This window comes from Enterobacter cloacae complex sp. IR5459 (genome assembly GCF_049238005.1).
Taxonomy (GTDB): domain Bacteria; phylum Pseudomonadota; class Gammaproteobacteria; order Enterobacterales; family Enterobacteriaceae; genus Enterobacter; species Enterobacter hormaechei_C.
The window spans coordinates 114,121-140,826 of sequence record NZ_JBMKIG010000008.1; the positions used below are offsets into that span (position 1 = coordinate 114,121).

At 55.9% G+C, this 26,706-nt stretch carries 29 protein-coding genes; 9 read left to right on the forward strand and 20 right to left on the reverse strand.

Annotation, left to right across the window (positions count from 1 at the left end; genetic code table 11):
- Positions 1-29: 29 nt before the first annotated feature.
- Positions 30-788, reverse strand: coding sequence for a DeoR/GlpR family DNA-binding transcription regulator (locus ACOTX4_RS17265; protein ID WP_003857136.1), 759 nt, complete (start codon positions 786-788; stop codon positions 30-32).
- A gap of 86 nt (positions 789-874) precedes the next feature.
- On the opposite strand from ACOTX4_RS17265, the gene ACOTX4_RS17270 reads away from it, so the two are divergent.
- Together ACOTX4_RS17270 and tam are read left to right on the forward strand one after the other, a co-directional pair.
- Positions 875-1,459 carry a GDP-mannose pyrophosphatase gene (locus ACOTX4_RS17270; protein ID WP_063937591.1) on the forward strand — a complete coding sequence of 195 codons (585 nt, stop codon included), beginning with the start codon at positions 875-877 and terminating at the stop codon, positions 1,457-1,459.
- Positions 1,460-1,543: 84 nt separating this feature from the next.
- On the forward strand, positions 1,544-2,302 hold the full coding sequence (gene tam, locus ACOTX4_RS17275; RefSeq protein WP_023314159.1) for a trans-aconitate 2-methyltransferase: 759 nt from the start codon (positions 1,544-1,546) through the stop codon (positions 2,300-2,302).
- A 6-nt stretch (positions 2,303-2,308) separates the two neighbouring features.
- Here tam and ACOTX4_RS17280 read toward each other — a convergent pair whose 3' ends face one another.
- From ACOTX4_RS17280 to ACOTX4_RS17300, 5 genes are all read right to left on the reverse strand, one after another.
- Complete coding sequence (locus ACOTX4_RS17280; RefSeq protein WP_050870613.1) at positions 2,309-3,499, reverse strand: cytochrome c biogenesis protein/redoxin; 1,191 nt, start codon at positions 3,497-3,499, stop codon at positions 2,309-2,311.
- Between the two features lie 135 nt (positions 3,500-3,634).
- The gene (locus tag ACOTX4_RS17285) at positions 3,635-4,930 is read right to left on the reverse strand and encodes an ATP-binding protein (protein ID WP_050870614.1); all 1,296 of its coding nucleotides are present in this window, start codon (positions 4,928-4,930) and stop codon (positions 3,635-3,637) included.
- Positions 4,927-5,667 (reverse strand): response regulator, encoded by a 741-nt coding sequence (locus tag ACOTX4_RS17290; RefSeq protein ID WP_045342947.1) that lies wholly within the window; start codon positions 5,665-5,667, stop codon positions 4,927-4,929. Before ACOTX4_RS17290 ends, ACOTX4_RS17285 begins: the two co-directional genes overlap by 4 nt.
- Positions 5,668-5,711: 44 nt before the next feature.
- Positions 5,712-6,707, reverse strand: coding sequence for an alpha/beta fold hydrolase (locus tag ACOTX4_RS17295; RefSeq protein ID WP_003857149.1), 996 nt, complete (start codon positions 6,705-6,707; stop codon positions 5,712-5,714).
- A gap of 145 nt (positions 6,708-6,852) precedes the next feature.
- Complete coding sequence (locus ACOTX4_RS17300; protein WP_003857152.1) at positions 6,853-7,293, reverse strand: GNAT family N-acetyltransferase; 441 nt, start codon at positions 7,291-7,293, stop codon at positions 6,853-6,855.
- A 303-nt stretch (positions 7,294-7,596) separates the two neighbouring features.
- Between ACOTX4_RS17300 and ACOTX4_RS17305 the strand changes: the two genes are divergently transcribed.
- The gene (locus tag ACOTX4_RS17305) at positions 7,597-8,145 is read left to right on the forward strand and encodes a GNAT family N-acetyltransferase (protein ID WP_023314155.1); all 549 of its coding nucleotides are present in this window, start codon (positions 7,597-7,599) and stop codon (positions 8,143-8,145) included.
- Here the strand turns inward: ACOTX4_RS17305 and ACOTX4_RS17310 are convergent.
- The 8 genes from ACOTX4_RS17310 to sad all read right to left on the reverse strand — a co-directional run bounded on the left by ACOTX4_RS17310 (position 8,133) and on the right by sad (position 16,901).
- Positions 8,133-9,047 carry a bestrophin family protein gene (locus ACOTX4_RS17310; RefSeq protein ID WP_063937589.1) on the reverse strand — a complete coding sequence of 305 codons (915 nt, stop codon included), beginning with the start codon at positions 9,045-9,047 and terminating at the stop codon, positions 8,133-8,135. The two genes, ACOTX4_RS17305 and ACOTX4_RS17310, sit on opposite strands and share 13 nt — an antisense overlap.
- A gap of 201 nt (positions 9,048-9,248) precedes the next feature.
- Complete coding sequence (locus ACOTX4_RS17315) at positions 9,249-10,700, reverse strand: tagaturonate reductase (protein ID WP_063937587.1); 1,452 nt, start codon at positions 10,698-10,700, stop codon at positions 9,249-9,251.
- A gap of 116 nt (positions 10,701-10,816) precedes the next feature.
- The gene (locus ACOTX4_RS17320) at positions 10,817-11,344 is read right to left on the reverse strand and encodes a GNAT family N-acetyltransferase (protein ID WP_023314153.1); all 528 of its coding nucleotides are present in this window, start codon (positions 11,342-11,344) and stop codon (positions 10,817-10,819) included.
- A gap of 82 nt (positions 11,345-11,426) precedes the next feature.
- Complete coding sequence (locus tag ACOTX4_RS17325; protein ID WP_022651189.1) at positions 11,427-12,392, reverse strand: sensor domain-containing diguanylate cyclase; 966 nt, start codon at positions 12,390-12,392, stop codon at positions 11,427-11,429.
- Positions 12,393-12,450: 58 nt separating this feature from the next.
- Positions 12,451-12,813, reverse strand: a complete 363-nt coding sequence (locus tag ACOTX4_RS17330; protein WP_003857163.1) for a DUF4186 domain-containing protein — start codon at positions 12,811-12,813, stop codon at positions 12,451-12,453.
- Complete coding sequence (gene glsB / locus ACOTX4_RS17335; RefSeq protein ID WP_003857165.1) at positions 12,813-13,739, reverse strand: glutaminase B; 927 nt, start codon at positions 13,737-13,739, stop codon at positions 12,813-12,815. Before glsB ends, ACOTX4_RS17330 begins: the two co-directional genes overlap by 1 nt.
- A gap of 62 nt (positions 13,740-13,801) precedes the next feature.
- A complete protein-coding gene (locus ACOTX4_RS17340; protein WP_063937585.1) occupies positions 13,802-15,391 on the reverse strand; it encodes a methyl-accepting chemotaxis protein in 1,590 nt (529 codons plus the stop codon).
- A gap of 127 nt (positions 15,392-15,518) precedes the next feature.
- Positions 15,519-16,901: a succinate-semialdehyde dehydrogenase gene (sad, locus tag ACOTX4_RS17345; RefSeq protein WP_045333037.1), complete on the reverse strand. Its 1,383-nt coding sequence runs from the start codon at positions 16,899-16,901 to the stop codon at positions 15,519-15,521.
- Positions 16,902-17,000: 99 nt separating this feature from the next.
- Here sad and ptrR point away from each other — a divergent pair, with 99 nt between their 5' ends.
- Positions 17,001-17,879 carry a putrescine utilization regulator PtrR gene (ptrR, locus tag ACOTX4_RS17350; protein WP_017382364.1) on the forward strand — a complete coding sequence of 293 codons (879 nt, stop codon included), beginning with the start codon at positions 17,001-17,003 and terminating at the stop codon, positions 17,877-17,879.
- Here ptrR and ACOTX4_RS17355 read toward each other — a convergent pair.
- Positions 17,876-18,688, reverse strand: a complete 813-nt coding sequence (locus ACOTX4_RS17355; RefSeq protein ID WP_032609197.1) for a PhzF family phenazine biosynthesis protein — start codon at positions 18,686-18,688, stop codon at positions 17,876-17,878. The genes ptrR and ACOTX4_RS17355 overlap by 4 nt on opposite strands.
- 22 nt (positions 18,689-18,710) lie before the next feature.
- Positions 18,711-19,499, reverse strand: coding sequence for a PhzF family phenazine biosynthesis protein (locus tag ACOTX4_RS17360; RefSeq protein WP_045333036.1), 789 nt, complete (start codon positions 19,497-19,499; stop codon positions 18,711-18,713).
- 176 nt (positions 19,500-19,675) lie between these two features.
- On the opposite strand from ACOTX4_RS17360, the gene ACOTX4_RS17365 reads away from it, so the two are divergent.
- A complete protein-coding gene (locus tag ACOTX4_RS17365) occupies positions 19,676-20,872 on the forward strand; it encodes a sugar transporter (protein WP_017693434.1) in 1,197 nt (398 codons plus the stop codon).
- 43 nt (positions 20,873-20,915) lie between these two features.
- Here the strand turns inward: ACOTX4_RS17365 and ACOTX4_RS17370 are convergent, their stop codons facing one another.
- The gene (locus tag ACOTX4_RS17370) at positions 20,916-21,581 is read right to left on the reverse strand and encodes a MarC family NAAT transporter (protein ID WP_003857180.1); all 666 of its coding nucleotides are present in this window, start codon (positions 21,579-21,581) and stop codon (positions 20,916-20,918) included.
- Between the two features lie 256 nt (positions 21,582-21,837).
- Here ACOTX4_RS17370 and marR point away from each other — a divergent pair, with 256 nt between their 5' ends.
- The 3 genes from marR to marB are packed head-to-tail and all read left to right on the forward strand — an operon-like array spanning position 21,838 to position 22,921.
- Positions 21,838-22,272: a multiple antibiotic resistance transcriptional regulator MarR gene (gene marR, locus ACOTX4_RS17375; RefSeq protein ID WP_003857182.1), complete on the forward strand. Its 435-nt coding sequence runs from the start codon at positions 21,838-21,840 to the stop codon at positions 22,270-22,272.
- Between the two features lie 20 nt (positions 22,273-22,292).
- Positions 22,293-22,673, forward strand: a complete 381-nt coding sequence (marA, locus tag ACOTX4_RS17380) for an MDR efflux pump AcrAB transcriptional activator MarA (protein ID WP_001303241.1) — start codon at positions 22,293-22,295, stop codon at positions 22,671-22,673.
- Between the two features lie 32 nt (positions 22,674-22,705).
- Complete coding sequence (gene marB, locus ACOTX4_RS17385; protein ID WP_003857184.1) at positions 22,706-22,921, forward strand: multiple antibiotic resistance protein MarB; 216 nt, start codon at positions 22,706-22,708, stop codon at positions 22,919-22,921.
- Between the two features lie 38 nt (positions 22,922-22,959).
- Here the strand turns inward: marB and eamA are convergent, their stop codons facing one another.
- A complete protein-coding gene (eamA, locus tag ACOTX4_RS17390; RefSeq protein ID WP_003857187.1) occupies positions 22,960-23,859 on the reverse strand; it encodes an O-acetylserine/cysteine exporter in 900 nt (299 codons plus the stop codon).
- Positions 23,860-24,052: 193 nt separating this feature from the next.
- Here eamA and ydeE point away from each other — a divergent pair, with 193 nt between their 5' ends.
- The gene (gene ydeE / locus ACOTX4_RS17395; protein ID WP_003857189.1) at positions 24,053-25,270 is read left to right on the forward strand and encodes an efflux MFS transporter YdeE; all 1,218 of its coding nucleotides are present in this window, start codon (positions 24,053-24,055) and stop codon (positions 25,268-25,270) included.
- A gap of 46 nt (positions 25,271-25,316) precedes the next feature.
- Here the strand turns inward: ydeE and zinT are convergent, their stop codons facing one another.
- Positions 25,317-25,955 carry a metal-binding protein ZinT gene (gene zinT / locus ACOTX4_RS17400; protein ID WP_003857190.1) on the reverse strand — a complete coding sequence of 213 codons (639 nt, stop codon included), beginning with the start codon at positions 25,953-25,955 and terminating at the stop codon, positions 25,317-25,319.
- Between the two features lie 52 nt (positions 25,956-26,007).
- Complete coding sequence (urtE, locus tag ACOTX4_RS17405; RefSeq protein ID WP_023324642.1) at positions 26,008-26,706, reverse strand: urea ABC transporter ATP-binding subunit UrtE; 699 nt, start codon at positions 26,704-26,706, stop codon at positions 26,008-26,010.

Genomic DNA, 26,706 nt, shown 5'->3' on the forward strand with positions numbered 1-26,706 from the left:
GGCGGTCAGGCTGGCAAAAAAGCGGATATTTACTGGCTTGCGATCACCGTAACGCCCTTTTCTTTCATGGCGCTCACCCAGCGTTCATCCGTTGTGTTTTCAACAACCAGCGTATTCACCAGCGACAGGTCGCCAATCACGAACGCCGAGGCCGTGTTGATCTTTTCCGGCGAGGCCAGTACCACCGTTTCCGCCGCTCTGCCGGAAAATGCACGTTTGATGCACGCTTCTTCATAATCTCCGGTGGTCAGCCCGGCCTCAGGATGCACGCCGGTGACACCCATGAAAAACAGATCCGCATGAATATTATTGATGCCTTCAATTGCGGCCGCGCCGACCGTGACGATGGAGTGTTTATACAAACGACCACCGATCAGGATCACCTCTATGCTCGGATGGCCGACCAGACCCAATGCGATACCCGGGCTGTGCGTCACCACGGTTATCGGTAAATCGGGTGGCAAGAATGTAATAAGTTCGGAGGTGGTCGTCCCGCCATCAATGATCACCACCTGCCCCGGTGAAATGAGCTGCGCGCCTCGCCGTGCCACGCGTTTTTTTGCATCCATTTTGACGGACTGACGCTCGGCAAAAGGCGCAATCGCTGAAGATGCTGGCAGTGCACCGCCGTGAACACGCTGCAAACGCCCTTCTGCCGCCAGTTCACGTAAATCCCGGCGGATAGTGTCCTCAGACACCGAGAAAAAGAGGCTGAGCGCAGTTGACTGGACCTGGCCTTCCGCCTCCAGTTTTTCCAGAATCAGCTGTTTACGCTGGCTTGTAAGCATGATTTATTCCTGCTGTTGCACGATATGTCTTGTATTTGCACGATAGTGCTGTTTATGATGCTTACTCTACGAGAGGAGAGCCAAACGTGCAATCAAAACGTGCAGATATACGCATCATCAACAGCGAAACGTTGTCCGACAACTGGTATAACCTGAAAAAATACACTTTTGACTTCCAGCGTAGCGATGGCGAGTGGCAGCGGCAAGAGCGTGAAGTGTATGACCGGGGGAATGGCGCGACGATCCTGCTCTATAATCGCGACAGCAAAACCATCATTCTGACGCGTCAGTTCCGTTTCCCGGTGTTTATCAATGGTCACGAAGAGGATCTCATTGAGGCGGCCGCCGGGTTGCTTGATAACCTTGACCCGGAAAGCCGGATTAAGGCCGAAGCGGAAGAAGAAACCGGGTTTAAGGTGACGCGCGTAGAGAAAATTTTTGAGGCCTATATGAGCCCGGGCTCGGTTACCGAGAAACTCTACTTCTATCTGGCGGAATATCATCCGCAGGATCGGACCAGCGCGGGCGGCGGCGTTAAAGCTGAGGGGGAAGATATCGACGTGCTGGAAATGACGCTGGACGACGCGCTTCAGGGCATTGAAAATGGGCAGATCGTCGACGGAAAAACCATCATGCTGCTCTATCACCTGGCCCTCAAAGGCATTTTATAATCTCACCATTAGCCAGATACCTGCCCCGGCGCAGGTATTTGCCTGTGCTATTCTTGCTGAACACCTCAACATGGAGATGCGAAAATGGCCGACTGGGATCCCTCTCTTTATCTACAGTACAGCGCAGAACGCACACGTCCCGCCGCTGAGTTACTGGCCCGGGTGCCGCTTGCTGACATAACCTCAGCCGTGGATTTGGGCTGCGGGCCAGGCAACAGCACCGCGCTGCTGAAACAGCGCTGGCCTTCTGCGCAGATCGCCGGCGTGGATAACTCCCCGGCCATGCTGGAGGAAGCCCGACAGGCCCTGCCAGACTGCCACTTTGTTGAGGCGGATATCCGGCACTACAAACCTGACCAGCCGCTCAGCCTGATCTACGCCAACGCCTCATTGCAATGGATCCCGGACCATTACCACCTTCTGCCACACCTGGTTTCACTGCTCCAGTTAAACGGCGTGCTGGCGGTGCAAATGCCTGACAACTGGCTTGAGCCGACGCACGCCCTGATGCGTGAAGTTGCCTGGGAACAGGGCTACCCCGATCGTGGCCGCGAGCCATTGCCGGGTATCCATGCCTACTACGATATTCTGACGGAAGCGGGATGTGACGTGGATATCTGGCGCACCACCTACTTCCATCAGATGAGCTCTCATCAGGCGATTATTGACTGGGTCAGCGCGACGGGGTTACGGCCGTGGTTACAGGAACTCAACGAAAGCGAGCAGAAAAACTATCTGAAACGCTACCTTGAGCTGCTGGAAGAGCAGTATCCGCTCCAGGAGAACGGGCAGATACTGCTGGCTTTTCCGCGCCTGTTTATGGTGGCTCAGCGGGTTCCGTAAGCCGGATCAGGAACGCGCTTCCTTGAGCAACTGCTGAATCACGGCCTCCTGCTTGTCGTAGTTACCTTCGCCAAACGCGGTGTAACGCAGTTGCCCTTTCGCATCGAAATAGTAATGCGCTGGCCAGTACTGATTTCCGAACACGCTCCAGATTTTGTAGTTATTATCCGTCACTACGCGGTACGGCAGCTGCCATTTATTGACCGCGTTTTTCACCGATGATAACGGCTTTTCCCAGGGGTATTCCGGGGTGTGGACGCCAATCACCACCAGACCTTGTGACTCATATTTCTTCGCCCAGTCTCGAACATGCGGAAGGGTATGCTGGCAGTTGATACAGTCCCAGGTCCAGAAATCGATAAGCACAACTTTCCCCCGCAAGGCCTCAGACGTGACAGGGTCACCGTTTACCCAGCCCGTACCGCCGCTTAATGATGGTAGCTGGCTGCTCGGCGTTGCGTCAGCGACTGGTTGCAGTTTCACCTGCGTGGAGGATGGTTGCGCAAGGCTCAACAGAGCGTTTTCCAGCTGGTCGGCAATACCGTTGGCACCTTTCAGGGCTGAGGTCATCCCGCTGGCGTTGAACGCAACGGCAGCTAACATCATCACTCCCGCTCCCTGACGCAAACGCGCCATCAATGCGGATTTGGCTCTCAGAGGGGTTATCAGCTTACGGCCCCCCGCGACAAGCAGCCCCAGCATCAACGCGCACCCACTGCCGTAAGCGGCTAACAGCGCTCCGGTTGCGATGGCCGAGTGGCCCGCAATATTAATGCTGAAGATCGCCCCGAGAATCGGTCCGGCACAGGGGGACCACAGAAGTCCAACGGCCAGCCCTGCCAGAAAAGCCGAAACCAGGCCGTGTCGCTGAACGCTGTGGGTGTTGAGAACGTTTCCCGCACTGACCGCCGGACGGGCAATGCGCTGAGCAAACTGCGGGAAGATCAGAGCCAGGGCAGCAATGCTCAGTATCAGCAGCGCAATCCAGCGACCGATAACGGTGGCGTCAGCGATCCACTCGCTGGCAACCGTTACTACCATCGCCACCAACGTGAACATCACAATCATTCCCGCCAGAAGCGCCAGAATGTGTTTGCGCTGCCCCTGAAAGCCAGCGAACAGCAGAGGAATGACGGGAAGCGTGCACGGACTGAGCAGGCTAATCATGCCGCCCAAAAAAGCGATTATCAGAAACATAACGACCTCACGATACGGTTGCTGCGAAGGTGCAGTGAGGTTATTTGACCGTACGAATGTGTTCAGGCCGTGTGCGAAAAGCTGAATTTTGTCTGCCTGCGTATCGGCACGGGGTGCAGATACACAGGCGTACAATTAACCGCGCGGAAGAGTCACGCTTACGGCCAACCCGCCCTCTGCCCGGTTTGCAATATGCAATTTCCCGTCAAGCTGGGCGGTGAGCTGCGCGGCAATGGCGAGGCCTAACCCGGTGCCGCCCGTTTCGCGGTTGCGCGACGTTTCAACCCGGTAGAACGGCTGTAACACCGCCTCCAGTTCTGCCTCCGGGATGCCGGGGCCGTTATCCATAATACGGATCGCTACCTGCCTTTCATCTTCATCAATCTCTATAACCGCGCTATCGCCAAACTTGAGCGCATTATCCAGCAGATTGGTCATTACCCTGCGCAATGCCTGTGGACGAGTAACGATCGGCAGACGCGCATTGCGTGCATGAAACTGCACGTTTTTACCAATGTCCTGATAATCACTGGCGATGCTGTTAACCCACGCGTTCAGCTCCAGCTTCAGCGTGGTCTCTTCCAGTGATTCTGATGACCGGGCATAGGCAATCCCCTCCCGTACCAGGCGCGACATATTATCCAGGTCGCTCAGCAGCTTATCGCGGAGTTCGGGCTGATCTGCCATTTCGATCCGCAGCTTCATACGCGTGATGGGCGTCTGGAGATCGTGAGAAATGGCCGCCAGAATCTGCGCGCGTTCACGCAGATACGTTTGTATCCGCGACTGCATCTCATTAAAAGCGTGTGCAGCCTGGCGCACTTCAACCGGTCCTTTTTCAGTCATCGGTGAATGGGCCGCAGGATCGAGGGAATCAACCGCACGCGTGAATTGCAGGAAAGGCCGGACAACCTGGCGTACGGCAATCCAGGAGCAGAGCGCGACAAGTAACAGCTGAAGAACTAGCACCACGGGTAACCAGCTGGCGACAGGCGGCATGCGCGGGATCAGATCGATAGTGAGCGGTGCGCCGTCGCGGAGCGTCAGATGGGCCTGAATATGGGAGATTGGCCCTGGCACCGCCGTAAACTGGAGCGGATATTGGGCTGAAAGCGTCTCTTTCAGGGTGCGAATTGCATCCCGCGAGCGCTTGTCCGTTGGTGCGGCGCCTGCCTCGCCGGGGCCAAGGATATAACGATAATTACCGCGACTGAGCCGTTCCAGCCACTCTGGCCTCTCTTTGGCCGGAAGCCGGTCGAGAATGGCCACGCTGGTCGCCACGTCATTCTCAAGATTGCCCAGCATAACCGTGCGCGCGCTGTGCATTCGCTCAACCATGACCAGCGTCAGGCTGAGCGCGTTAGCCAGTAAGAGTCCAAGCAGCACAATGATCAGCAGCCGGGCCAGTAAGGTGCGGGGCCACAGCGTCATTCATTGGCCTCGACGATGGTCACCGGCATGGTAAAAACGTAGCCTTCGCTGCGAACGGTTTTAATGTAGGCCGGCGTGCGGGCATCTTCATTCAGGCGCTGTCGCACGCGGCTCACCAGGAGATCAATCGAACGCTCAAACAGCTCGGCATCACGTCCCTGCGTCAGGTTCAGCAGCTGATCGCGGGTCAGCACCCGTTGAGGATGATCGAGGAATACGCGCAAAAGGCGATATTCCGCCCCGCTGAGCGCCACAACCATCCCCTCGTTATCAATCAGATGACGCGCCACGGTATCCAGTTGCCATTCACCGAACACCACCAGGCGCCCTGCCTCGGTCACCTGAAGATTAGGCGGCATAGTACGAAAACGACGCAGGATAGCTTTGATACGCGCCAGCAGTTCGCGGGCCACAAACGGTTTCACCACATAATCGTCGGCGCCCATCTCCAGTCCCAGGATCCGGTCCGTGTCCTCGTTGCGCGCGGTGAGCATCAGGATCGGTAGATCCTTATGCCTGCTGCTGCGCAGCTGTCGACACAGCGTCAGGCCATCATCGCCGGGCATCATCACGTCCAGCACCACCAGGTCGATATGCTGTTTGTCGAGCAGTACGCGCATCTCTTTCCCGTTCGCCGCGCCAGAGGCGTGGTAGCCGGATTTCACGAGGTAATCGACAATCAGTTCACGAATATCCCTGTCGTCATCGACGACAAGGATGTGATCAATATGCTCCACCGCAGGCTCCTGATTAAGAGGTAACGGATTGAAAATAGCACATATCAGAGCTTATCCGCGTCGACAACGGCTTTAACAAAGTCCTGCGGATCTTCCTGCGGCGGGTTGTGGCCAACCGTTGCGCCGAAAGTACGGTGCTCATATTTTCCGGTGAATTTCCCCGCATAGGCTGCGGGTGCAGGATGTGGTGCTCCGTTGTTACCACCCTCGATGGTGATGGTCGGCACCGTAATATTCGGCAGCGTAGCTAGCTTTTGTTCGTAGGCGTCATATTTCTGCTCACCCTTCTCCAGCCCCAGACGCCAGCGGTAATTACTGAGCGTGACGGCAACGTGGTCCGGGTTATCGAGGGATTTGGCGCTGGCATTGAAGGTGGCATCGCTGAATTTCCAGTCAGGCGAAGCCTGGGACCAGATCAACCGGGCAAAATCGTGCGTATTTTTAGCATAGCCCTCCGCCCCGCGCGGCGTGGCGAAATAGAACTGATACCACCACTGAACCTCTGCCTTCGGCGGTAAAGGCTGTTTGCCAATCGCCTGGCTGCTGATCAGGTAGCCACTTACCGAGACCAGCGATTTCACCCGTTCCGGCCAGAGCGCTGCAACGATATCTGCCGTACGCGCCCCCCAGTCATAACCGGCAAACACCGCCTGTTTGATATTCAGGGCGTCCATCAGGTTGACGATGTCTTTTGCCATTGCCGAAGGCTGGCCGTTTCGCGGCGTTTTATCAGAAATAAAGCGTGTGGTGCCGTACCCGCGCAGGGACGGCACAATGACACGATACCCCTTCGCGGCCAGCGCGGGGGCCACTTCTGCATAACTGTGAATGTCGTACGGCCAGCCATGCAGCAGGATCACCGGTTGCCCCTCTTTTGGCCCGATATCGACGTAACCGACGTTCAAATCGCCAGCGTTAATCTGTTTAACCTGGTTAAAGGCCGACGCGTAATCCTTACCCGTCGCTTCTGCCTGGCAGGACATCACGGTGCCAAGTGATACGGTCAGGGCGACGGCTGAGTATGCGAGTTTATTAAACATGATGTTATCTCCGGGTAAGTTCAGTTGACGGAGATATAACACCATGCGTTTGTACAGGAGATGTGTGCGGATGCGGTTTTATTGCATACCTGTGTATGTATCACAGAGGCAGATACAGTGTGATACAAACCCAGGTATTAAACGACTAAAGCGAGATTCGGTACCGGACGTAATCGTCGGCTTCACCATAGTGATCATACAGCTTACGCGCCGGATTGTTCATGCGGGTTACCCAGTAGAGTTTTGACCACCCTTCCCGCTTGCCTTCATCGATCAGGGCGTCGATAAGCGCTTTACCCGCCCCTGCGCCACGTTCGGCAGCGTCAACAAACAGATCTTCCAGATAGCAAACGGGCGCGGTTGACCAGGTCCCTTCATGCAGGACGCACATGGCGAAGCCGATGACGCGGCCGTCCTTCTCCACGACACGGCAAAACAGAGATGATGAATCTGCGAGCGCCCTGTCCCAGGTGGCCGCGGTAACGGACTCGTCAAGGTAGCACTCATAAAAATGGGTATAGCCATCCCACAGCGGTCGCCATTGTGGGTAATCATCTGTGCATAAAGGACGTACGGTTAGCGTCATCTGTTCTGACCTTACAAATCAATTGCCATTTCAATACAGCGTAAATGCGCGTCGGCCATACGCGAGTAATGCGTATTTTCACCCAGCATGGCAAAACCCACTAGATTTTGCAGCCATGGCGAATCGCTTCGTTACGGACGTGCCAGAGTGTTTCGGCTTCTTCGGGCCTGGCTTTTCTCAGCATCATATAACCCCTTTTATGGATAAACCTGAATAACAAAAGCACGACCAAATAGAATGTGATATTGATGAAAATACCAGAACCCAAACAAAAGCATAACGCTTAATTATGGAGATCAGCGGATGACCATACCCACGCTTACCACCGAGCGCCTGATATTACGCCCCCTGATTGCAGAAGATGCCGTCCAGATCCAGCAACACTATCCGCGCTGGGAGATTGTCCGCTATATGGTGGCTTCAGTCCCCTGGCCCTACCCGGAAAACGGTGCAGAAAATTATGTCAACAACGTTGCACTGCCCGATATGGCCAAAGGGATTGCGTGGTTCTGGACGATTCGCCGTCGCGAAGCGCCTGACGAACTGATGGGGTTGATTTGCCTGTATGACGTGGAGGACAACAATCGGGGCTTCTGGCTCGCGCCGGAATTTCAGGGCCAGGGATATATGCGCGAGGCGAGCATTGCGGCCACGGATTACTGGTTCAATACGCTCAATAAACCGGTGTTGCGCGCGCCGAAAGCGGCTGCAAACAGCCGCTCCCGATGTATTTCAGACAGCAGCGGCATGCGGCTCATCAGGACGGAGAAGAAAGCCTATGTCAGCGGTCTGCTGGATTCGGAGCTGTGGGAAATCACCCGCGACGAGTGGAATGCCCGTCAGGTCAGCTGATAATGCTTATCCGGCATCAGTCTTTCAGGTATGTTCTCTTCATCGCTCATCTGCAACAGATCGCGCTCCATCATGTTGCAGATGGCGTCCAGCGGCAGATCGTTATCTTCCGTCCCAAACGGATCTTCCAGCTCTTCCGCCAGCGTGTCCAGCGAGATAAAGGTGTAGGAAATCAGTGCAGAGACAAAGGGCGTCATGTAATGCAGGTCAACGACCAGCGCAAACGGCAGCATGATGCAGAACAGATACACCGTCCGGTGCAGGATCAGCGTATAGGCAAACGGGACTGGCGTATTGGCGATACGCTCACAGCCAGCCAGCACGATGGACATATCATTCAGGCGGTTGTTGAGGCTGTGAAACAGAATGTCTGAAAGGTGCCCGCTACGCCGCCGCACGGCCAGCCACTCCCCCATGATCAGCAGGATACGGTTCGCCGGCGAGTTGGCGTCCATCACTTTACGTAAATCGTCTGGAGCCAGATAGCGGGACAGCTGATCGGCATTGGTTTCTCTGCGTAGAGTCATTCGCAGACAGTTAGCAAACGCGATTTGCAGGCGGACAAACTCTCCAAGATGTTTATCATCCGGCAAGGTGTTTTTTACCTCGCGAAACAGCGAGCGCGCCGCTATCATCAACTGCCCCCAAAGCAGACGCGCCTCAACGTAGCGCGAATAACAGGCGTTATTGCGAAACCCCAGGAAGATGGCGATAGCCACACCCAGAATGCTGAACGGCGCGACGGTAAACCGGATACCCAGCGAGGTGTACCACGGCAGCATGACAATCACGGCGATGGAAAGCAGGAAGTTAAGCAGCAGTCGGGTATAAATTTTGGGAAGTACCGAACCATGCCAGACAAAAATCAGTTGCAGCCAGTGCTGTTGAGGACGAACAATCATAATCAGCTTCAGAAAAGTAAAGAGCGCGGCTATTAAACGTGATCCCCCTCACGGTTGCAAGCATGTTAATAGTTCATTGCATTTTCTGACCTGTTAAGCCTGAACCGCACGGTGCCGCAAGTGCGTTCTAAAAAAAGAACGGATAGTATGTTGTAACTAAATAGGGTCTTTAAAAAACCCGGCCAACGCCGGGCATTATGATTAGCAGAGCGGTTTCACCGCATCGCGCATGCCTTTGCTTAAAATTGCATCCAGATCCAGCGCAACCTGTTCTACCAGTCCGTTCACCAGAGTGAGATCCTGTTCCCAGTGCTCGCTCACGCTTAACACCGACGATACCAGTTCACGGGTAGTGACCTGTTTGTCGTGATGTTGCGTCCACAGCTGCTGGTAACGTTCAAGCCAGTGCGCATCGTCCTGCACCGGATAGCGCTCACCGTTGCGCTCGGCACGGTAAAATGCAATCAGCGCCGCCAGAGCAAAGGTCAGACGTGCTGGCAGTTTGCCGGTCGCCTTCTGCCCTGCCAGCAGTTGCGGCAGAATACGGGTGCGGTACTTGGTCATCCCGTTCAGTGCAATCGACAGCAGCTGATGCTTAATGTACGGATTACGGAAACGCCCCGTTACGGCACTGGCGAAGGAGTGCAGCTCGTCGCGCGGCAGATCCAGGACCGGAATAATCTCCTCATAAATAGCTTTCTCTACGAACGCGCAAATTTCCGCGTCGTTCATGGCTTCCCCAACCGTATCCAGGCCGGCCTGAAAAGCGACCGGAACCAGCGCCGTGTGCGCGCCGTTGAGGATCGCCACCTTACGCTCTTTATACGGTTTGATATCGTCAACAATCAGGACGTTGAGTGGGTATTTATCCAGGCGCAGTTCAGCTGCAAGTGATTTCGGCCCCTGAATAACAAACAGATAGAAATGTTCCGCCGTGTCGAGGAAGCTGTCGTGATAGCCCAGCCCGGCTTCCAGCTCTGCCACCTCATCACGCGGATAGCCGGTAACAATGCGGTCAACCAGCGTCGAACAGAAAGTGTTAGCATCATTCAGCCACGCAATGAATGCCGCCGGCAGTGCCCACTCCTGTGCATAACGCAGCACCAGTTCACGCAGGGCATCGCCGTTGTAGTCGATAAGCTCACAAGGAATAATGATCCAGCCTTTATCCGCAGCCCCGTTAAAGTGGGTAAAGCGCTCGAACAGCAGACGCGTCAGTTTGGCCGGATAGCTGGCAGCTGGCGCATCGTCAAACTTATCCCCCGCGTGATAGCTGATGCCCGCCTCCGTGGTATTGGAGAAGACAAACCGTATGTCCGGGTTATGGGCGAGCGCCAGAAATTCATCGTACTGGCTGTAGACGCTGATTTCACGATTTACGGAACGAATAAGACGCGCATCGCTTACCGCTTCTCCCTGCTCATTCAGACCACGAATAATTGTGGTATACAGACCATCCTGGGTGCTCAGCGACGGCGGAAAATCGCTCTGGATCGGCCGCACAATCACCACACCGGCATTGAGGTCGGTATGCTCGTTTAAGAGGTCGATTTGCCAGTCAACGAACGCGCGCAGGAAGTTACCTTCGCCAAACTGGATGATACGTTCAGGGTAGCACACACCGGGGAAATCACGACGGTTGAGAGTGTTCACAATGGAGGTCCTTTATGATTAGTCATACAGCCTGATAAGATTGGTGTGATAACTTATCAAAACTTCAGGACCAGAACCCCTGTCTGGATCAACTCAGGACGCGATGGTGAAAAATATCAAAGAAATTTATAGAACATCGAGGTCGCCGTCATGTCCCCGTTCGGCATCAGGGCGTAGCGTGGGATCTCCCCCGCCTTTTGCCAGCCCGCTCTCTGATAAAACGTCTCCGCGCCGCTGCCGGTCGAGGTATCAAGCACCAGCACCGTAAGCGCTTTTTCACGCGCAACCGCCTCCAGGGATTCCATCAGCGCCATTGCCGCCCCTTTACGGCGCGCCTTCCCATGAACCAGCAGTTTCGCGACATCTGCACGGTGCGGCTGGTTTTCAGGCTGATCGGTGATCAGCTGGACCGTGCCAACCAGCCCCTGCTCCGCATCAAAACAGCCCAGGACGGTACGCTCGTCGCGCCCGACGCTGTCTGCGACGCCGAGCCAGAAGGTTCGGGCTTTCCCGGCAGAAAAAGGCAGCATAAAGCTGACGGAGGCGCCGCCGTTGACACAGTTGACGAGAATATCGTTCAGGGCATCAATGTGGGTGAGGATGTCCTGTCGGGAGAGAGGTTTAATCAGCATGGGAGAGTTCATTGCGCGTCCTTAGGTTGAATCTCTCCACTTTGCTATTAACATTTTTGTAACGCAATAAGCGATGACATAGGATTTCGTTATGTCATTTTTCGCCGTGGTGTTGCCGCTTCATGGCGTACATTTGCGCATCCGCGTGTTTTAACCATGCCTGAATATCGTTGCGGTGATGATCGAACTCGCTCAGCCCCCAGGAGAACTGTAACGACCAGGGATGTAGCTGACGCGCGTTATACTTTTCCGTTTGTTCGACGAGATACTGCATGGCGATCCAGGCGCCAGGCTCATCGGTATCCGCAAACAGCACCGCGAACTCATCTCCCCCGAAACGTACCAGTAGATCGGCCTCGCGGAACGAGGAACGCATCAGGGCGGCCATCGCTTTCAGAGCTTTGTCACCCTCCTGATGTCCGAAGCGATCGTTAATGGTTTTGAAATGGTCCAGATCCAGCCAGCCAAGGGTTAACGGTTCTGCCCGACGCTGCGAAACCGACAGTGCAAACTGCGCAAACTGGTTAAACCCGCGACGGTTAAACAATCCCGTGAGTTCATCGGTCGTGGCGGCGCTAACGGCTGCAAATTCATCCTCCGCCAGCGCGCTGAGATCGGCCAGTACGGCGGCATCCGCCGCGGTAAACTCCCGCGGCGCGTAATCAATGAGACACAACGATCCTACGCACGCCCCGTCGCGTAAACGCAGCGGGAAACCGGCATAAAAGCGCACGCCCGGATCTCCCGCCACCTGCGGATTATCCGCGAAGCGTTCGTCCAGCAGCGTGTCACTCACCACCAGCGGCGCGTCACCCAGGATCGTATGACCGCAAAACGAGAGGTCGCGAGGCTGGCTGGCGAGTGCCCGGCCGTCAGCAGATTTCACGATCGCGGCGTGGTCATCCACCAGCGTAATCATCGCCAGCGGCACCCTGAAAAAGCGTGTTGCCAGCCGCGTAAGACGATCAAACGCGGGATAATTGTCGATCTCAAGCAGACCGGATTCGCGCAGCGCATTCATGCGCTGCGCTTCATTAACGGGAATTTGAGGTGCCTTCATAACGTCTCCTGACGCTGAGCATTAGTAAAAGCGTAGCTTAAACAGAGACATTGTCAGTTCAGGAGGCACGATTTACCTCTATGACCAGCCAATGATGGATTACGTTGACGATATACTGTTGTTGCTGCGCACTCAGCGGCACGCCCTGCGGAATAGCGTGCCACTTAGCCAGACAGCCCCGACAGCAGGTTGCCGTGGCATGCTGGGCGATAAAAACCGGATGGCCGCGCATCGGCGTCTGCTTACCGTCATTCACCGGGTGTGCAGGCGCCAGCCGCGCGGCGACAAAATCGGCGGCATGCTTATCGATAGTCTCTGCGCCCTTATCCCAGCAGTATTGCCGCTCTTTCGTCCCTAAATGAAATCGTGAACGAAACGTGGAGCGAGCCAGGCGCGCGAACAGAGGATCTAACGTGGACATCAGTATACGGACCGTCCAAGACGTTTGGTCAGCTGTTCCAGCGCCGCTACGCCCGCCAGTGAATTTCCGGTCTCGTCCAGTTCCGGGCTCCAGACGGCAATCGCCATCTCGTGGGGGACAATCGCCACGACCCCACCGCCAACGCCGGATTTAGCCGGCAGCCCCACGCGCCAGGCAAACTCCCCGGCATTCTGATACATTCCGCTGGTTGCCATTAAGGCGTTGATCTGCCGGGCCTGCATCGGGGAGACAACGTCCTCGCCCAGATGAGGGGCATGGCCCTGATGCGCCAGAAACAGAAAAGTCTGCGCCAGTTCAACGCAGTTCATCTTCAGCGCGCAGTAATGAAAATAGTTTTGCAGCACCGTGGCAACGTCATTATGAAAGTTGCCGAAGGACTTCATCAGCCAGGCGATGGCGGCGTTACGTGCAGAGTGTTCAAACTCAGAGCGCGCTACCACCGGATCGTAGGCGATGTCCTGCACGCCGGAAAGCTGCCGCACAATCTGGAGCATCCGCTGGCGCGGCGCGCTCAGCCGGCTTTGCAGCATATCGCACACCACCAACGCCCCGGCGTTAATAAATGGGTTACGCGGCTTACCCTGTTCGATTTCCAGCTGAAGAAGGGAGTTAAACGGCTGACCGGACGGATCTTTGCCCACCCGCTGCCAGATCTCCTGCTCGTCATACTGGCGCATGGCGGCAACGAGGCTAAGCACTTTTGAGATCGACTGAATGGAAAATCGCTCCAGCGCGTCTCCCGCCTGAAAACGCTGCCCGTCGACAGTACAAATGGCGATGCCGAGCTTATTACCGCTGATCGAGGCCAGCGCGGGAATGTAATCGGCAACCTTACCCTGCCCCAGTAACGGACGAACCTGCGCCAGAATCTCGTCCAGCATCTCATTATGGATGACCGCAGCCACACTTTGCTCCTTGCCCTCAGGCTAAAACGGGCTGCGAGTATAACAGAGGCTTATACGTCACGTCAGGCAGGGAGACGAAAACGCGAGACGGCCTGCAACAAAAGATCGGACTGTTGATGCAGGCGCTCAGAGGCATTTGACGCTTCGCTAACCAGCACATCAGTCTGACGTGATACCTGATTCAGCGCCTGAAGCTGACGGGTCATCTGATGGATGCTATCCCCCTGATTCAGGGTGGCCAAGGAAATATCATTCAGCAGGCTGCTCAGATTCGCCACCAGCCCGGTGACCTGTTGCAAATTCTCTTCCAGACGGTTTACCACCTGAGATCCTTCCTCAATGCCCTGAAGCGAGTGGTTAATCAGCGCCTGGATGGTTTGCGTAGAGTGACTGCTTTTTCTGGCCAGCAACCCCACTTCCCGGGCGACCACCGCAAATCCGCGCCCCTGCTCTCCTGCATGGGCGGCTTCAATGGCAGCATTGAGGGCGAGAATGTTGGTCTGAAACGCCACGCTGTCGATCATCGCGACGATCCCGCGCATCTCTGAGGATCGGTCGACGATCGTCTGCATCGAGCCATTCACCGCCGCCATCATTTGCTCCCCGCCTACGGCAGCCTGTCGGGCCTCATCCGCGCGCGAGCGGGCGAGTTTTGCATAACCTGTGTTCCCCTCAACGTGGGTTTCGAGATCGGCGATATGCGCGGTCACCTCCTCCAGCTCTTTGGCTTGTCGCGTAGACTGCTGATAAAGCTTCTGATTCCCCTGCGCAAGTGACCCAATATTTTCAACCATGGCGGTAGTGGCCTCGCTGACCTGAGTCACCAGCTGCTGTAGCCCAAGCTGCATGGCGGTAATACTGCCGCAGAGCTGGCTGATTTCACGGTTAAAGCGCACAACGTCAGGCGGCGTGCCTGATAAATCCCCTGCCGCAAGCTGGTTAATATGGATAATCAGACGGCGTAGCGGGGATATCACCCACTTCGCCATTCCAAACCAGACGGCTATGGCAATGGCCAGCAGCACCAGCGGCGCAAACAGGAACAGCCGTTGCAGGCCTGAGAGTTGTTCCATGAGCGACTGACGCCCCTGTATCGCCTGCTTCTCACTCCGTTGCTGATAGCGTGCAAAGTTGTCATTAAAATCGGTCTGAAAGGCCTGGGCGGGTACGGCAAAAAAGAGGTCGATGCTGTTGGTTTTCACCAGCCCTTCCGCCTGCTCGCTAATGGCACCGAAGAACAGCTGATAGCTGTTAACAAGCCCCTCGTCCTGCGGAGGATTAAGCGCGAGCCATGCTTGCCATGCCTGTTGAGACGCCGCCAGGGATTTTTGCGCCTCGTCCATCAGGCTATGCCAGCTCCCTTCCGAACCGGTCTCTTTATCCTGCATAAAGTACACTCCGGAGCGGTTGAGCAGATCGCTCGCCGCAAGCAGCGAAATACGGGCCTGATCCAGCCTGCTCTGTTGCTGCCAGGCCAGCTGATTGCGCTGTTCGTTACGCTGGGCTTGATTCAGGGAGGCGGTCAGCAGGAAGGAGGAAGAGAGTTGCAGGGCGGAGAAAAGGCCAATAATACAAAAGATGCCGGTCAGCAGGCCAAACTGACGAGGAATAAAGCGCGGCGCAAGACGGCGAAAAATTTGCGTTAGGTTCATAATTTTCTTCTGTAACAATACGTTAGGCGCGAGCGAGTCTACGAAACGAAAATGACAGAACCATTACGCAAAAATGACAGGAAACGTGAATTGCCGGGTAGCGGCCTGGCCTTACCCGGCAACAATATTAGATGCGGTCCTTCCACACCGTCTGCACATTACAGAACTCATGCAGACCGAAATGAGATAGCTCTCGCCCGAAGCCGCTCTTCTTCACTCCGCCAAAGGCAACGCGCGCATCGCTTGCGCTATAGCCGTTGATAAAGACTCCGCCGCACTCCAGCTCGCGAGAGAAGGTTTCAGCCAGCGCATCGTTCGCGGTAAAGACCGTCGCCGATAAGCCAAAATCGCTGTCGTTAGCCAGCTGCAACGCGTGCGCCGCATCATTGGCGACGGTAATCGCGGCCACCGGGCCAAACAGCTCCTGACGGAAGGCCGTCATCTGTGGGGTGACGCCGCCGAGTACGGTTGGCGCATAATAGTTACCGCTCCCGGCAAGCTTCTCTCCGCCGAGCAGCAGGGTCGCCCCTTCCGCCAGCGTAGCCTGCACCTGCTGATGCAGTTCATCGCGAAGATCAAATCGCGCCATCGGGCCAATATAGTTATCTTCCTCATCCGGTGCGCCCATCTTCAGCGCCTTGACCGCGTCAACAAAGCGTTGGGTAAAGGCGTCCGCTACGCCCGCTTCCACAATAAAGCGTTTTGCCGCCGCACAAACCTGTCCGGTATTCTGATAACGTCCGGCCACCGCCGCGTTGACGGCCAGATCAAGATCCGCATCGTTCAGAACGATAAACGGATCGGAACCGCCCAGCTCCAGCACGCATTTCTTCAGCGCCGCGCCCGCCTGCGCGCCAATTGCCGCACCAGCCCGAACGCTGCCGGTTACGGTCACCGCCGCGATATGCCGATCGTTAATCGCCTGGCTGACGCCGTCATTTGTCGCGTTCACCCAGCCAAAGACCCCCTCCGGGAAACCGGCATCCGCGAATACCTTCCCGATCAGCTCCGCCGAGCCGAGCACATTTGGCGCATGTTTAAGCAGATAGCTGTTCCCTGCCAGCAGGATCGGCACCGCACCGCGCAGCACCTGCCAGAGCGGGAAATTCCACGGCATCACCGCAAGAATAGGTCCCAGCGGACGGTACTCAATCACCGCATTTTCGACCTGGGTTGATTCCGGGTGCAGCATCGACGGGCCGTGTTCAGCGTACCAGTCGCAAAGGCTGGCGGACTTAGCCACCTCCGCACGCGCCTGCACAATGGGCTTGCCCATCTCCCGGGAGATAGTCTGCGCCATCTCTTCCGCACGGCTACGCAGTGCCGCACCCAGATCGCGAAGTTTTTGCGCCCGGTGCGCCACGCTTTCGCGTCGCCATTGACGAAAACCGGTATCCGCCTGTGCAATGGCACGCTCAACGTCACGGGACGTTGCCCACGGGTAAGCAGCCAGCGTTTCGCCGGTAGCCGGGTTGACAGAGTGGGCATGGGTAGCAGATGAATAGGTCATGATGTCCTCCACGTAATAACAATTGATTGATTGTGGCCTACTCTGCTATTTCTTAAAAATGAATAATACTCACCACCTTATTCACGAATCGAGAACGGCATGGACTTAACACAGCTTGAGATGTTTAACGCCGTCGCACTGACCGGCAGCATTACCCAGGCGGCGCAGAAGGTACACCGGGTGCCCTCAAACCTCACCACCCGCATCCGACAGCTAGAAGCGGATCTCGGCGTGGAGCTGTTTATTCGCGAGAATCAGCGCCTGCGGCTTTCCCCCGCCGGGCACAATTTTTTGCGCTACAGCAAACAGATCCTGGCGCTGGTCGACGAAGCGCGAATGGTCGTCGCCGGGGATGAACCGCAGGGATTATTCTCGCTCGGCGCGCTGGAAAGTACCGCCGCCGTACGCATTCCGGAAAGTCTGGCGCGGTTTAACCAGCGCTATCCGCGCATTCAGTTTGCGTTATCCACCGGGCCTTCCGGTACGATGATTGACGGCGTGCTTGAAGGGACGCTTAGCGCCGCCTTTGTCGACGGGCCGCTCTCGCACCCGGAACTGGAAGGAATGCCGGTTTACCGGGAAGAGATGATGCTGGTCACCCCTGCGGGCCACGCGGAAGTGTCAAAAGCCACGCAGGTGAGCGGCAGCGACGTGTATGCCTTTCGCGCCAACTGTTCTTACCGGCGTCATCTGGAGAGCTGGTTCCATGCCGACCGCGTAACGCCGGGAAGGATCCATGAGATGGAGTCCTACCACGGGATGCTCGCCTGTGTGATTGCCGGGGCAGGCATTGCGCTGATGCCCCGCTCCATGCTGGAGAGCATGCCGGGGCATCATCAGGTGGCGGCGTGGCCGCTGGCGGAAAACTGGCGCTGGCTCACCACCTGGCTGGTGTGGCGACGCGGGGCGATGACTCGCCAGCTGGAGGCATTTATCGCGCTGCTGAACGAGCGTCAGCCACCTGCGCCCAGTTGTTAAAGTTGAACGTAGTCCTGGAGTCGAAGGAAAATTTTTCCCTTCATATACAGCGTGGCCTGCCCGCCAATCAGCACGCGGTCGCCTTTCAGCTCGCAGCGCAGATCCCCGCCGCGCAAGGAGACCTGGCGGGCCGACATCTGCGTTTTACCAAGCTTTTCGCTCCAGTACGGGATCAGCATGCTGTGAGCTGATCCCGTCACCGGATCCTCCGGCACCCCTTCCCCCGGGCAGAAGAAGCGGCTGACGAAATCATACTCATCTCCCGGCGCTGTAACGCAGACCATTTTCCCCAGCGGGAGCATGGCAGTGATATCCGGCGTCAGCGCCTCCACCTGCCGCTGGCTGTCGAGCACCACCATGTAGTCACGCCCCACACGGACCTCGTTTGCCGCGTTAATGCCCAGCGCGCTGAACAGCACTGGGGGTGGAGTATCGACAACCTCGGTTGACCACGCCGGGAAATTAAGCGTCAGCCAGTCGCCGCTGCGTTGTACCGTCAGTTCGCCGACAAAGCGCGTGGTGAAGGTGATTTCCGTATGCGGATAATCCAGGTATTCAAAAATAACGTGAGAAGCCGCGAGGGTTGCGTGGCCGCAGAGGTTAATTTCATCCTGCGTGGTAAACCAGCGCAGCTCAAACCCGTTATCCGTTCGGACAAAAAACGCCGTCTCTGACTGATTATGCTGCTTCGCCATCTTCAGCAGCGTCTCATCCGGTAGCCACGCTTCCAGCGGACACACCGCCGCCGCATTGCCGCCGAACGCCCTGTCGCTGAAGGCATCTACCAGATAAAAATCAATTTCCTGCATCGTTGGTTCCTCTTAGATTTATTCAGCGCAGAAATACTGTGCCCTTCAGATACAGCGCCGCCTGCCCGCCCATCCGCACGCGGTCGCCCTTGAGTTCGCAGCGTACGTCTCCTCCACGGGCGGAAACCTGGCGGGCAAACATCTGTGTTTTGCCAAGCCGTTCACTCCAGTAAGGGATCAGCATGGTGTGCGCGGAGCCGGTGACAGGATCTTCCGGCACGGCCACGCCCGGCGAGAAGAAACGACTGATAAAGTCGTATTCTCCTTCGTCCCGGGCGGTGACGGCCACTTTATGCTCCCCCGGCGTCATGGCGGAGAAATCCGGATTAATGGCTTCCACCTGCTCGCGGCTCTCCAGTACCAGCACCCAGGCGCGGCCTTTTCGCGCCTCGACGTAGCGGGTGATACCGAGTGCGGTGAGCAACTCCGGTGGCGGCGTCTGTGCCTGCGTCGGGCAGGCCGGGAAGTCCAGCGTCATCCAGTCACCTTCACGGCTGACGGTCAGGCGACCAGAGGCAGTGTCAAAATGAAGGCGTGAGTCCGGATAATCCAGTTCGTTAAACAGAATATACGCCGCGGCAAGCGTCGCGTGACCACACAGATTAACCTCGGTTAGCGTGGTGAACCAGCGCAACTCGATCCCCCCTTTTGTACACACAAAAAACGCGGTTTCCGACTGGTTATGCTGTTGTGCCATCCGCAGTAACGTCTCATCCGGTAGCCACGCGTCGAGGGGGCACACCGCCGCCGGGTTGCCGCCAAAGGAGGACGCGCTGAACGCATCTACCAGATAAAAATCAATCTCCTGCATTGTGTTACCGCCTGTTTTTGTTGTGTTGTTCTTTATCTTCAATGAAAACAACCGCGTTCGCTACCGCTGCATGAAGGTAAATTTTGTGATTCATATCACATAACGGTTGAGTTTTCGCCGTTTAAGGCTTTAAGATCGTCTCCTCATCTTTCAGGCAACGAATCCCAGATATCCCTATGACAACACACACGGTTTCCCGCAGGGTCGCGTGGCTACGCGTGGTCACGCTCGCCATCGCAGCGTTTATTTTCAACACCACGGAATTTGTTCCGGTTGGGCTGCTGTCCGACATTGCAGCCAGCTTCCATATGGAAACGGCACAGGTTGGCATTATGCTGACCATCTATGCATGGGTGGTAGCGCTGATGTCGCTGCCGTTTATGCTGCTGACCAGCCAGATGGAACGTCGTAAGCTGCTGATTGGGCTGTTTGTGGTGTTCATTGCCAGCCATGTGCTGTCATTTATGGCATGGAACTTCACCGTGCTGGTCATCAGCCGCGTCGGCATCGCGTTTGCCCATGCCGTTTTCTGGTCGATCACCGCATCGCTCGCCATTCGTCTGGCCCCGGCGGGGAAACGCGCCCAGGCGCTGAGCCTGATTGCCACCGGAACGGCGCTGGCGATGGTGTTAGGCCTGCCGATCGGGCGCATTGTGGGTCAATACTTCGGCTGGCGCACCACCTTCTTTGCCATCGGCATGGGGGCGCTGATCACCCTGGTGTGTCTGATCAAACTGCTGCCAAAACTGCCCAGCGAACACTCCGGCTCGCTGAAAAGTCTTCCGCTGCTGATGCGTCGACCGGCGCTGATGAGCATCTATTTGCTGACCGTGATTGTGGTGACCGCCCATTACACGGCCTACAGCTATATTGAGCCGTTTGTTCAGGTTGTGGCGGGCTTTAGCGCTAACTTTGCCACCGTTCTGCTGCTGATCCTGGGCGGCGCGGGGATTATCGGCAGCATCCTGTTCGGGAAGCTGGGCAATCAGCATGCGTCTGCGCTTGTAAGCAGTGCGATTGGCCTGCTGCTGGCATGTCTGCTGTTGCTGATGCCTGCGGCAGGCAGCGAGAGTCATCTGGCGATCCTCAGTCTGTTCTGGGGCGTGGCGATCATGATTATTGGTCTGGGAATGCAGGTCAAAGTGCTGGCGCTGGCCCCGGACGCCACGGACGTAGCGATGTCGCTCTTCTCCGGGATTTTTAATCTGGGGATTGGCGCCGGTGCGCTGGTGGGAAATCAGATCAGCCTGCATGTATCGATGTCGGCCATTGGCTATCTCGGGGCGATTCCGGCGCTGATCGCGCTGATCTGGTCGGTGCTTATCTTCCGTAAATGGCCGGTCGCGATGGAAGAGCAGTCCAGCCACGGTTGAAGTTTGTTATGCCGGGTGGCTCTGCGCTTACCCGGCAACGTTCTCAATGATACGTCTTAACAATCTCCAGCACGCCGTTAATAATAAACTGCACGCCCATACAGACCAGCAGGAAGCCCATCAGACGGGAGATAGCTTCAATCCCCCCCTTGCCCACCCAGCGCATAATCGCCCCGGAACTGCGCAATGACCCCCAGACAATAATGGCAATAAGCGCAAAAATGATCGGCGGCGCAACGGTGATAACCCAGTGCGGAAATGTCGACCCATCACGCACCGTTGAGGCGGAACTGATGATCATCGCAATCGTTCCCGGCCCTGCCGTGCTCGGCATGGCTAACGGCACAAACGCGATGTTGGCGCTCGGTTCGCTTTCAAGCTCCTCCGATTTGCTTTTGGCTTCCGGGGATTCGTGCGCTTTGTGCGCCGGGAACAGCATCCGGAAACCAATAAAGGCCACGATCAGCCCGCCAGCGATACGCAGACCGGGAATCGAAATACCAAAGGTATTCATCACCAGTTGCCCGGCGTAATAAGCCACCATCATTATGGCAAAGACATACACAGAGGCCATCATCGACTGCTGATTGCGCTCCGCGCTGTTCATGTTCCCCGCCAGCCCCAGAAAAAGCGCCACCGTCGTTAACGGGTTCGCCAGCGGCAGCAACACCACCAGCCCAAGTCCCACTGCTTTAATCAAATCCAACATAATGCACCGCAGTCCTTATCCTTATTCAACATCGCAATTATAGGGGCAAATCCTCGTCCGTAGCCATCCGCGCAGCGTAACCATAATTGTCTCTCGTAATTGATAACCCCAGATTATCTGTATGATTTAAAAGCGTACAGAATGAGTTCCTGAAGCGTTTTAACATTTCGTGGCATCGGCCGATTCATTCAGTTGACTTATACTTGCCTGAGCAATAATATCTGCCGTGACTAAACTACTTGCCAGGGCAACCATTGTGAAAAGCACCAGTGACCTCTTTAACGACATAATCCCACTGGGTCGTCTTATTCATATGGTTAATCAGAAAAAAGATCGCCTGCTCAATGACTATCTGTCACCGCTGGATATCACCGCAACACAGTTTAAAGTGCTGTGTTCCATTCGCTGCGAAGTGTGTATCACGCCGGTTGAGCTGAAAAAGGTGCTCTCTGTCGATCTGGGTGCGTTAACCCGCATGCTGGATCGTCTCGTCTGTAAAGGATGGGTAGAACGAAGCCCTAACCCAAATGACAAACGTGGCGTACTGGTGAAACTGACCAGCGATGGCGCGGCCATGTGTGAGCAATGTCATCAATTAGTAGGACAAACACTGCACCAGGAACTGACAAAAAACTTAACGGCGGATGAAGTGGCAACGCTTGAGCTTTTACTCAAGAAAATCCTGCCGTAAACAGAAAAAGAGGTATGACGATGTCCAGACGCAATACTGACGCTATCACCATTCATAGCATTTTGGACTGGATCGAAGATAACCTGGAATCTCCGCTCTCCCTTGAGAAAGTGTCTGAGCGTTCAGGTTACTCAAAATGGCACCTGCAACGGATGTTTAAAAAAGAGACCGGCCATTCATTAGGACAATATATTCGCAGCCGCAAGCTGACGGAGATTGCCCAAAAACTGAAAGAAAGCAATGAGCCGATCCTCTATCTGGCGGAACGTTACGGATTTGAATCGCAACAAACCCTGACGCGTACGTTCAAGAACTACTTTGACGTGCCGCCTCATAAGTACCGTATTACCAGTATGCCGGGTGAATCCCGTTATCTGTATCCGCTAAAACATTGCAGTTAATCATCGCCTGTTAAGACGTAACCGAGGAAATCATGAAATTTATCGCCTCCGCCGCCCTCACCTTGCTGGTGCTGGTTTCCGGCCAGAGCTTCGCGGAGCAAACCCCCAGTGCGGGGCAGCAAAATAATCGTGACACCATGATTATGCCGTCCACGCAAAACCAGTCGCCCTGGGACTTCAATCACATGGGCGCTGGCAGCGACAAATCCGACGAATTAGGCGTGCCGTATTACAACCACGACCTGTAATTCGTTTTTGCCCCGCTAATGCGGGGCTTTTTTCTGCCTTAACTCTGCACCCGCGTCGCCCGACGCACCCGCAAGCCAAAGACGTTGATATACAACCCGGCCATAATCAGCCCTGCGCCACACAGTTGCAGCGCGCCGAGCGTTTCATCCAGCAACAGTGCGGCGCTGGCAAGCCCGACCACCGGTACCAGCAGCGATAACGGCGCCACGCGCCAGGTTTCATAGCGTCCGAGCAGCGATCCCCAGATACCATAGCCAATGATTGAGGCAACGAACGCCAGGTAGATTAGCGACAAAATAGTCGTCAGGTCGATTTCCACCAGGCTTTTCAGCATCGCCTGCGGCCCCTCCAGAATAAACGACGCGGCCATAAACGGTACGATGGGGATCAACGCGCTCCAGACCACCAGCGATAAGACCGCCGGACGCGCCTCGTGCTGCATTATCAGCTTGTTAAAGATATTGCCGCACGCCCAGCTCAGACCCGCCGCCAGGGTGAGCATAAAGCCCAGCAGCGCGACATGCTGACCGTTGAGGCTGCCTTCAATCAGCACCAGCACGCCAAAGACCGCAAGGCTAATGCCCGCCAGCTGTTTGCCCTGCAAGCGTTCGCCAAAGACAAACGCGCCGAGAATGATGGTAAAGAACGCCTGCACCTGAAGCACCAGCGAAGCCAGGCCCGCAGGCATACCGAATTTAATAGCGCAAAAAAGAAACGCAAACTGACCAAAGCTGATGGTGAGGCCGTAGCCCAGCAGCAGCTTGAGGGGAATTTTCGGGCGGGCAACGAACAGCAGCGCCGGAAACGCCACCAGCAGGAAGCGCAGACCCGCCAGCATCAGTGGAGGCATGTTGTGCAACCCCATTTTGATGACCACAAAATTGAGTCCCCACGCCACGACAACCAGCAACGCTAACAGCCCGTCTTTCCGCGTCATTTTCCGCCCCTGAAATATTAAAATTTTGTAAACACTTCAAGGTAACAGAAAAAATAGCCCCGCGAGAAGATCATTAATTCTGGTACTGAAGAGAAGCACTTGCGGATAAATTGGGTGCTATACAAGCTGCCTATCCCATGATAATCCTGTAATAACACAACAAAAAAAGCATAAGCATTTGTCGGGCAGGAAAATGAAACCATCAATCAGGCGCTCAACCGCAGCGCTGCTGGCATCGTCATTGTTATTAACAATTGGCCGCGGGGCAACGCTGCCCTTTATGACCATATATCTTACACGCGTGTACGATATGAGCGTGGAGAATATTGGCTATGCCCTTACCGTGGCGTTGACCATTGGCGTGGTGTTTAGCCTGGGGTTTGGCATCCTGGCGGATAAATTCGACAAAAAACGCTATATGCTGATCGCCATCGTCGCCTTTATCGCCGGGTTTGTGGCCATTCCGCTGGTGAATAACGTGACGCTGGTAGTGCTGTTCTTTGCCCTGATTAACTGCGCCTATTCCGTCTTCTCAACGGTGCTGAAAGCATGGTTTGCCGACGTGCTGACCTCCAGCGAAAAGGCGCGCGTTTTCTCACTCAACTACAGTTTCCTGAACATCGGCTGGACGATTGGGCCGCCGATCGGCACCCTGCTTGTGATGTACAGCCTGCAACTGCCGTTCTGGCTGGCGGCCTTCTGCGCCGCACTGCCGCTCGGGTTTATCCATTTCTTTGTGCAGAAAAGCATAGCCTCGGACAGCCCTGAGGAGAAAATGCCATGGCAACCCTCGGTGCTGCTGAAAGACCGGGCGCTGTTCTGGTACACGCTCTCCGGGCTGCTGGCGTCGTATGTGGGTGGATCGTTTGCCACCTGCATTTCCCAGTATGTCCTCGCTGCACATGCGGACAGTGATTTCGCAGAAAAGGTGGTGGCCGTTGTGCTGCCCGTCAACGCGGCGGTGGTCGTCACCCTGCAATATGCGCTTGGACGGAAGATCACCGCCAGCAATATCCGTCCGCTAATGACCGCCGCGACGCTTTTTTTCATCCTCGGGCTGGGGGGGTTTATGCTTTCCGGCGAGAACCTGATTTACTGGGGGATCGCGGCAGCGATTTTCACCCTGGGTGAGGTTATTTATGCACCGGGTGAATACATGCTGATCGACAATATCGCCCCGCCGGGCATGAAGGCGAGCTACTTCTCCGCACAAGCGCTGGGCTGGCTGGGCGCGGCGGCGAACCCGATGATCACCGGGCTCATCCTGACCCATCTGCCGCACTGGTCATTATTTATCATTATGATGGCCGCCATCATTGCGGCCTGGCTGATGATATTGCGCGGGATGCGCGTGAAAAGTGAAGATAGCGTGTCGAGTAGCGCTGCGCTTACCCGACCTGGAAAACCCTAATCCCAGGCCGGGTAAGGCGAAGCCGCCCCCCGGCAAAACCAACACCTTAGTGGTGCAACATCTCCTCCACCACCTGCTCTTTGTACATCTCATTCGGGTAGTAGGTCGGCCAGTTATCCATCTCTTTCAGCAGCGCCTCGTGGGAGGTGTTGCCCATAAAGATATGGAAGTGTGAAGAGGCTTTCGGCCCGATGATATGGTCGCTGAACTGCACAAACTTAGGCGCCTCGCTCGCGTTATCCTTGCATTCAAACAGGTAGCGCACACCTTTTTTCCCCGACGCATAGGTCAGAATTTTGTAGCCGCTGTAGTCGTAGCGGCAGCTGCTCACCGTTTTGCCTCGGTGGAATTCCATCACGTTGTTTTCAATGCCGATGGCGTCCACGTCCGTCGCGTAACCCTTGCGGTAGTAGGCCTTCACCTCGGCAGCAGATTTTTCTCCCTTCTGCGCTTTCTTTTCGAAAACCGGATCCAGCGAACCATCAAGCAGGAACGGGTAAACAGACTGCCATGTTCCGTCCCAGTCAGACAGCTTCCTGTCCCTGACGTCTTTATCCTCAAAGACGCCGTTTGCCGCCTTCTGTTCCGCCTCCGTCATCTGATGACCGTGCGAATGGGCAAAAAGCGAGCCGCTTACCAGCAGCGTTCCCAAAGTCAGCGCAATTTTTCCAGGTTGTGCAGCCACAGCAAAATCCTCATTCCGTTTTATAAGAACAGGGATGTTATATTATAACATTTCAGATCGCAACCAGCCCGCGAACGCCCTCCTGCTCCATATTCTCCCCGCGCCCCTGCTGGACGATGCTGCCGCGCGACATCACCAGATAGCTGTCGGCCAGCTCTGCCGCAAAATCATAAAATTGCTCCACCAGCAGGATCGCCATATCCCCCCGGTTCGCCAGGCTGCGGATCACCTGCCCAATCTCTTTAATCACCGACGGCTGAATACCTTCCGTGGGTTCATCCAGAATCAGTAACTGTGGACGGCTCGCCAGCGCGCGACCAATCGCCAGCTGCTGTTGCTGACCACCGGAAAGATCGCCTCCGCGTCGGTGCTTCATCTCCTTCAGCACCGGGAAAAGCTGCCAAATCTCCTCCGGTACGCTCCTTGCGTTTCCCGCTGAGAAGCGCGTCAGCCCCATCAGCAGGTTTTCTTCTACGGTCAGACGCGGAAAAATCTCCCGCCCCTGCGGAACATACGCCACGCCGGACTGCACTCGCTGGTGCGGTTTACTGTGAGTGATGGTCTTTCCCTGCCAGACGACCTCCCCGGCTTTCACCGGGATCAGCCCCATCAGGCACCTCAGCAGCGTGGTTTTGCCCACCCCGTTGCGCCCCAGCAGGCAGGTAACTTCCCCGACGACCGCCTCAAAGCTCACCCCGCGCAGAATATGACTTCCGCCGTAGTACTGATTCAGTTCGCAAACCTGTAACAT

What these genes read in the sequence shown, in the direction of transcription:
- ACOTX4_RS17265 (WP_003857136.1), bottom strand. Translation starts at nt 788, where the DNA reads ATGCTTACAAGCCAGCGTAAACAGCTGATTCTGGAAAAACTGGAGGCG.
- tam (WP_023314159.1), top strand. Translation starts at nt 1,544, where the DNA reads ATGGCCGACTGGGATCCCTCTCTTTATCTACAGTACAGCGCAGAACGC.
- ACOTX4_RS17280 (WP_050870613.1), bottom strand. Translation starts at nt 3,499, where the DNA reads ATGTTTCTGATAATCGCTTTTTTGGGCGGCATGATTAGCCTGCTCAGT.
- ACOTX4_RS17285 (WP_050870614.1), bottom strand. Translation starts at nt 4,930, where the DNA reads ATGACGCTGTGGCCCCGCACCTTACTGGCCCGGCTGCTGATCATTGTG.
- ACOTX4_RS17295 (WP_003857149.1), bottom strand. Translation starts at nt 6,707, where the DNA reads ATGTTTAATAAACTCGCATACTCAGCCGTCGCCCTGACCGTATCACTT.
- ACOTX4_RS17300 (WP_003857152.1), bottom strand. Translation starts at nt 7,293, where the DNA reads ATGACGCTAACCGTACGTCCTTTATGCACAGATGATTACCCACAATGG.
- ACOTX4_RS17305 (WP_023314155.1), top strand. Translation starts at nt 7,597, where the DNA reads ATGACCATACCCACGCTTACCACCGAGCGCCTGATATTACGCCCCCTG.
- ACOTX4_RS17310 (WP_063937589.1), bottom strand. Translation starts at nt 9,047, where the DNA reads ATGATTGTTCGTCCTCAACAGCACTGGCTGCAACTGATTTTTGTCTGG.
- ACOTX4_RS17320 (WP_023314153.1), bottom strand. Translation starts at nt 11,344, where the DNA reads ATGAACTCTCCCATGCTGATTAAACCTCTCTCCCGACAGGACATCCTC.
- ACOTX4_RS17325 (WP_022651189.1), bottom strand. Translation starts at nt 12,392, where the DNA reads ATGAAGGCACCTCAAATTCCCGTTAATGAAGCGCAGCGCATGAATGCG.
- ACOTX4_RS17330 (WP_003857163.1), bottom strand. Translation starts at nt 12,813, where the DNA reads ATGTCCACGTTAGATCCTCTGTTCGCGCGCCTGGCTCGCTCCACGTTT.
- ACOTX4_RS17340 (WP_063937585.1), bottom strand. Translation starts at nt 15,391, where the DNA reads ATGAACCTAACGCAAATTTTTCGCCGTCTTGCGCCGCGCTTTATTCCT.
- sad (WP_045333037.1), bottom strand. Translation starts at nt 16,901, where the DNA reads ATGACCTATTCATCTGCTACCCATGCCCACTCTGTCAACCCGGCTACC.
- ptrR (WP_017382364.1), top strand. Translation starts at nt 17,001, where the DNA reads ATGGACTTAACACAGCTTGAGATGTTTAACGCCGTCGCACTGACCGGC.
- ACOTX4_RS17355 (WP_032609197.1), bottom strand. Translation starts at nt 18,688, where the DNA reads ATGCAGGAAATTGATTTTTATCTGGTAGATGCCTTCAGCGACAGGGCG.
- ACOTX4_RS17360 (WP_045333036.1), bottom strand. Translation starts at nt 19,499, where the DNA reads ATGCAGGAGATTGATTTTTATCTGGTAGATGCGTTCAGCGCGTCCTCC.
- ACOTX4_RS17365 (WP_017693434.1), top strand. Translation starts at nt 19,676, where the DNA reads ATGACAACACACACGGTTTCCCGCAGGGTCGCGTGGCTACGCGTGGTC.
- ACOTX4_RS17370 (WP_003857180.1), bottom strand. Translation starts at nt 21,581, where the DNA reads ATGTTGGATTTGATTAAAGCAGTGGGACTTGGGCTGGTGGTGTTGCTG.
- marA (WP_001303241.1), top strand. Translation starts at nt 22,293, where the DNA reads ATGTCCAGACGCAATACTGACGCTATCACCATTCATAGCATTTTGGAC.
- marB (WP_003857184.1), top strand. Translation starts at nt 22,706, where the DNA reads ATGAAATTTATCGCCTCCGCCGCCCTCACCTTGCTGGTGCTGGTTTCC.
- eamA (WP_003857187.1), bottom strand. Translation starts at nt 23,859, where the DNA reads ATGACGCGGAAAGACGGGCTGTTAGCGTTGCTGGTTGTCGTGGCGTGG.
- ydeE (WP_003857189.1), top strand. Translation starts at nt 24,053, where the DNA reads ATGAAACCATCAATCAGGCGCTCAACCGCAGCGCTGCTGGCATCGTCA.
- urtE (WP_023324642.1), bottom strand. Translation starts at nt 26,706, where the DNA reads ATGTTACAGGTTTGCGAACTGAATCAGTACTACGGCGGAAGTCATATT.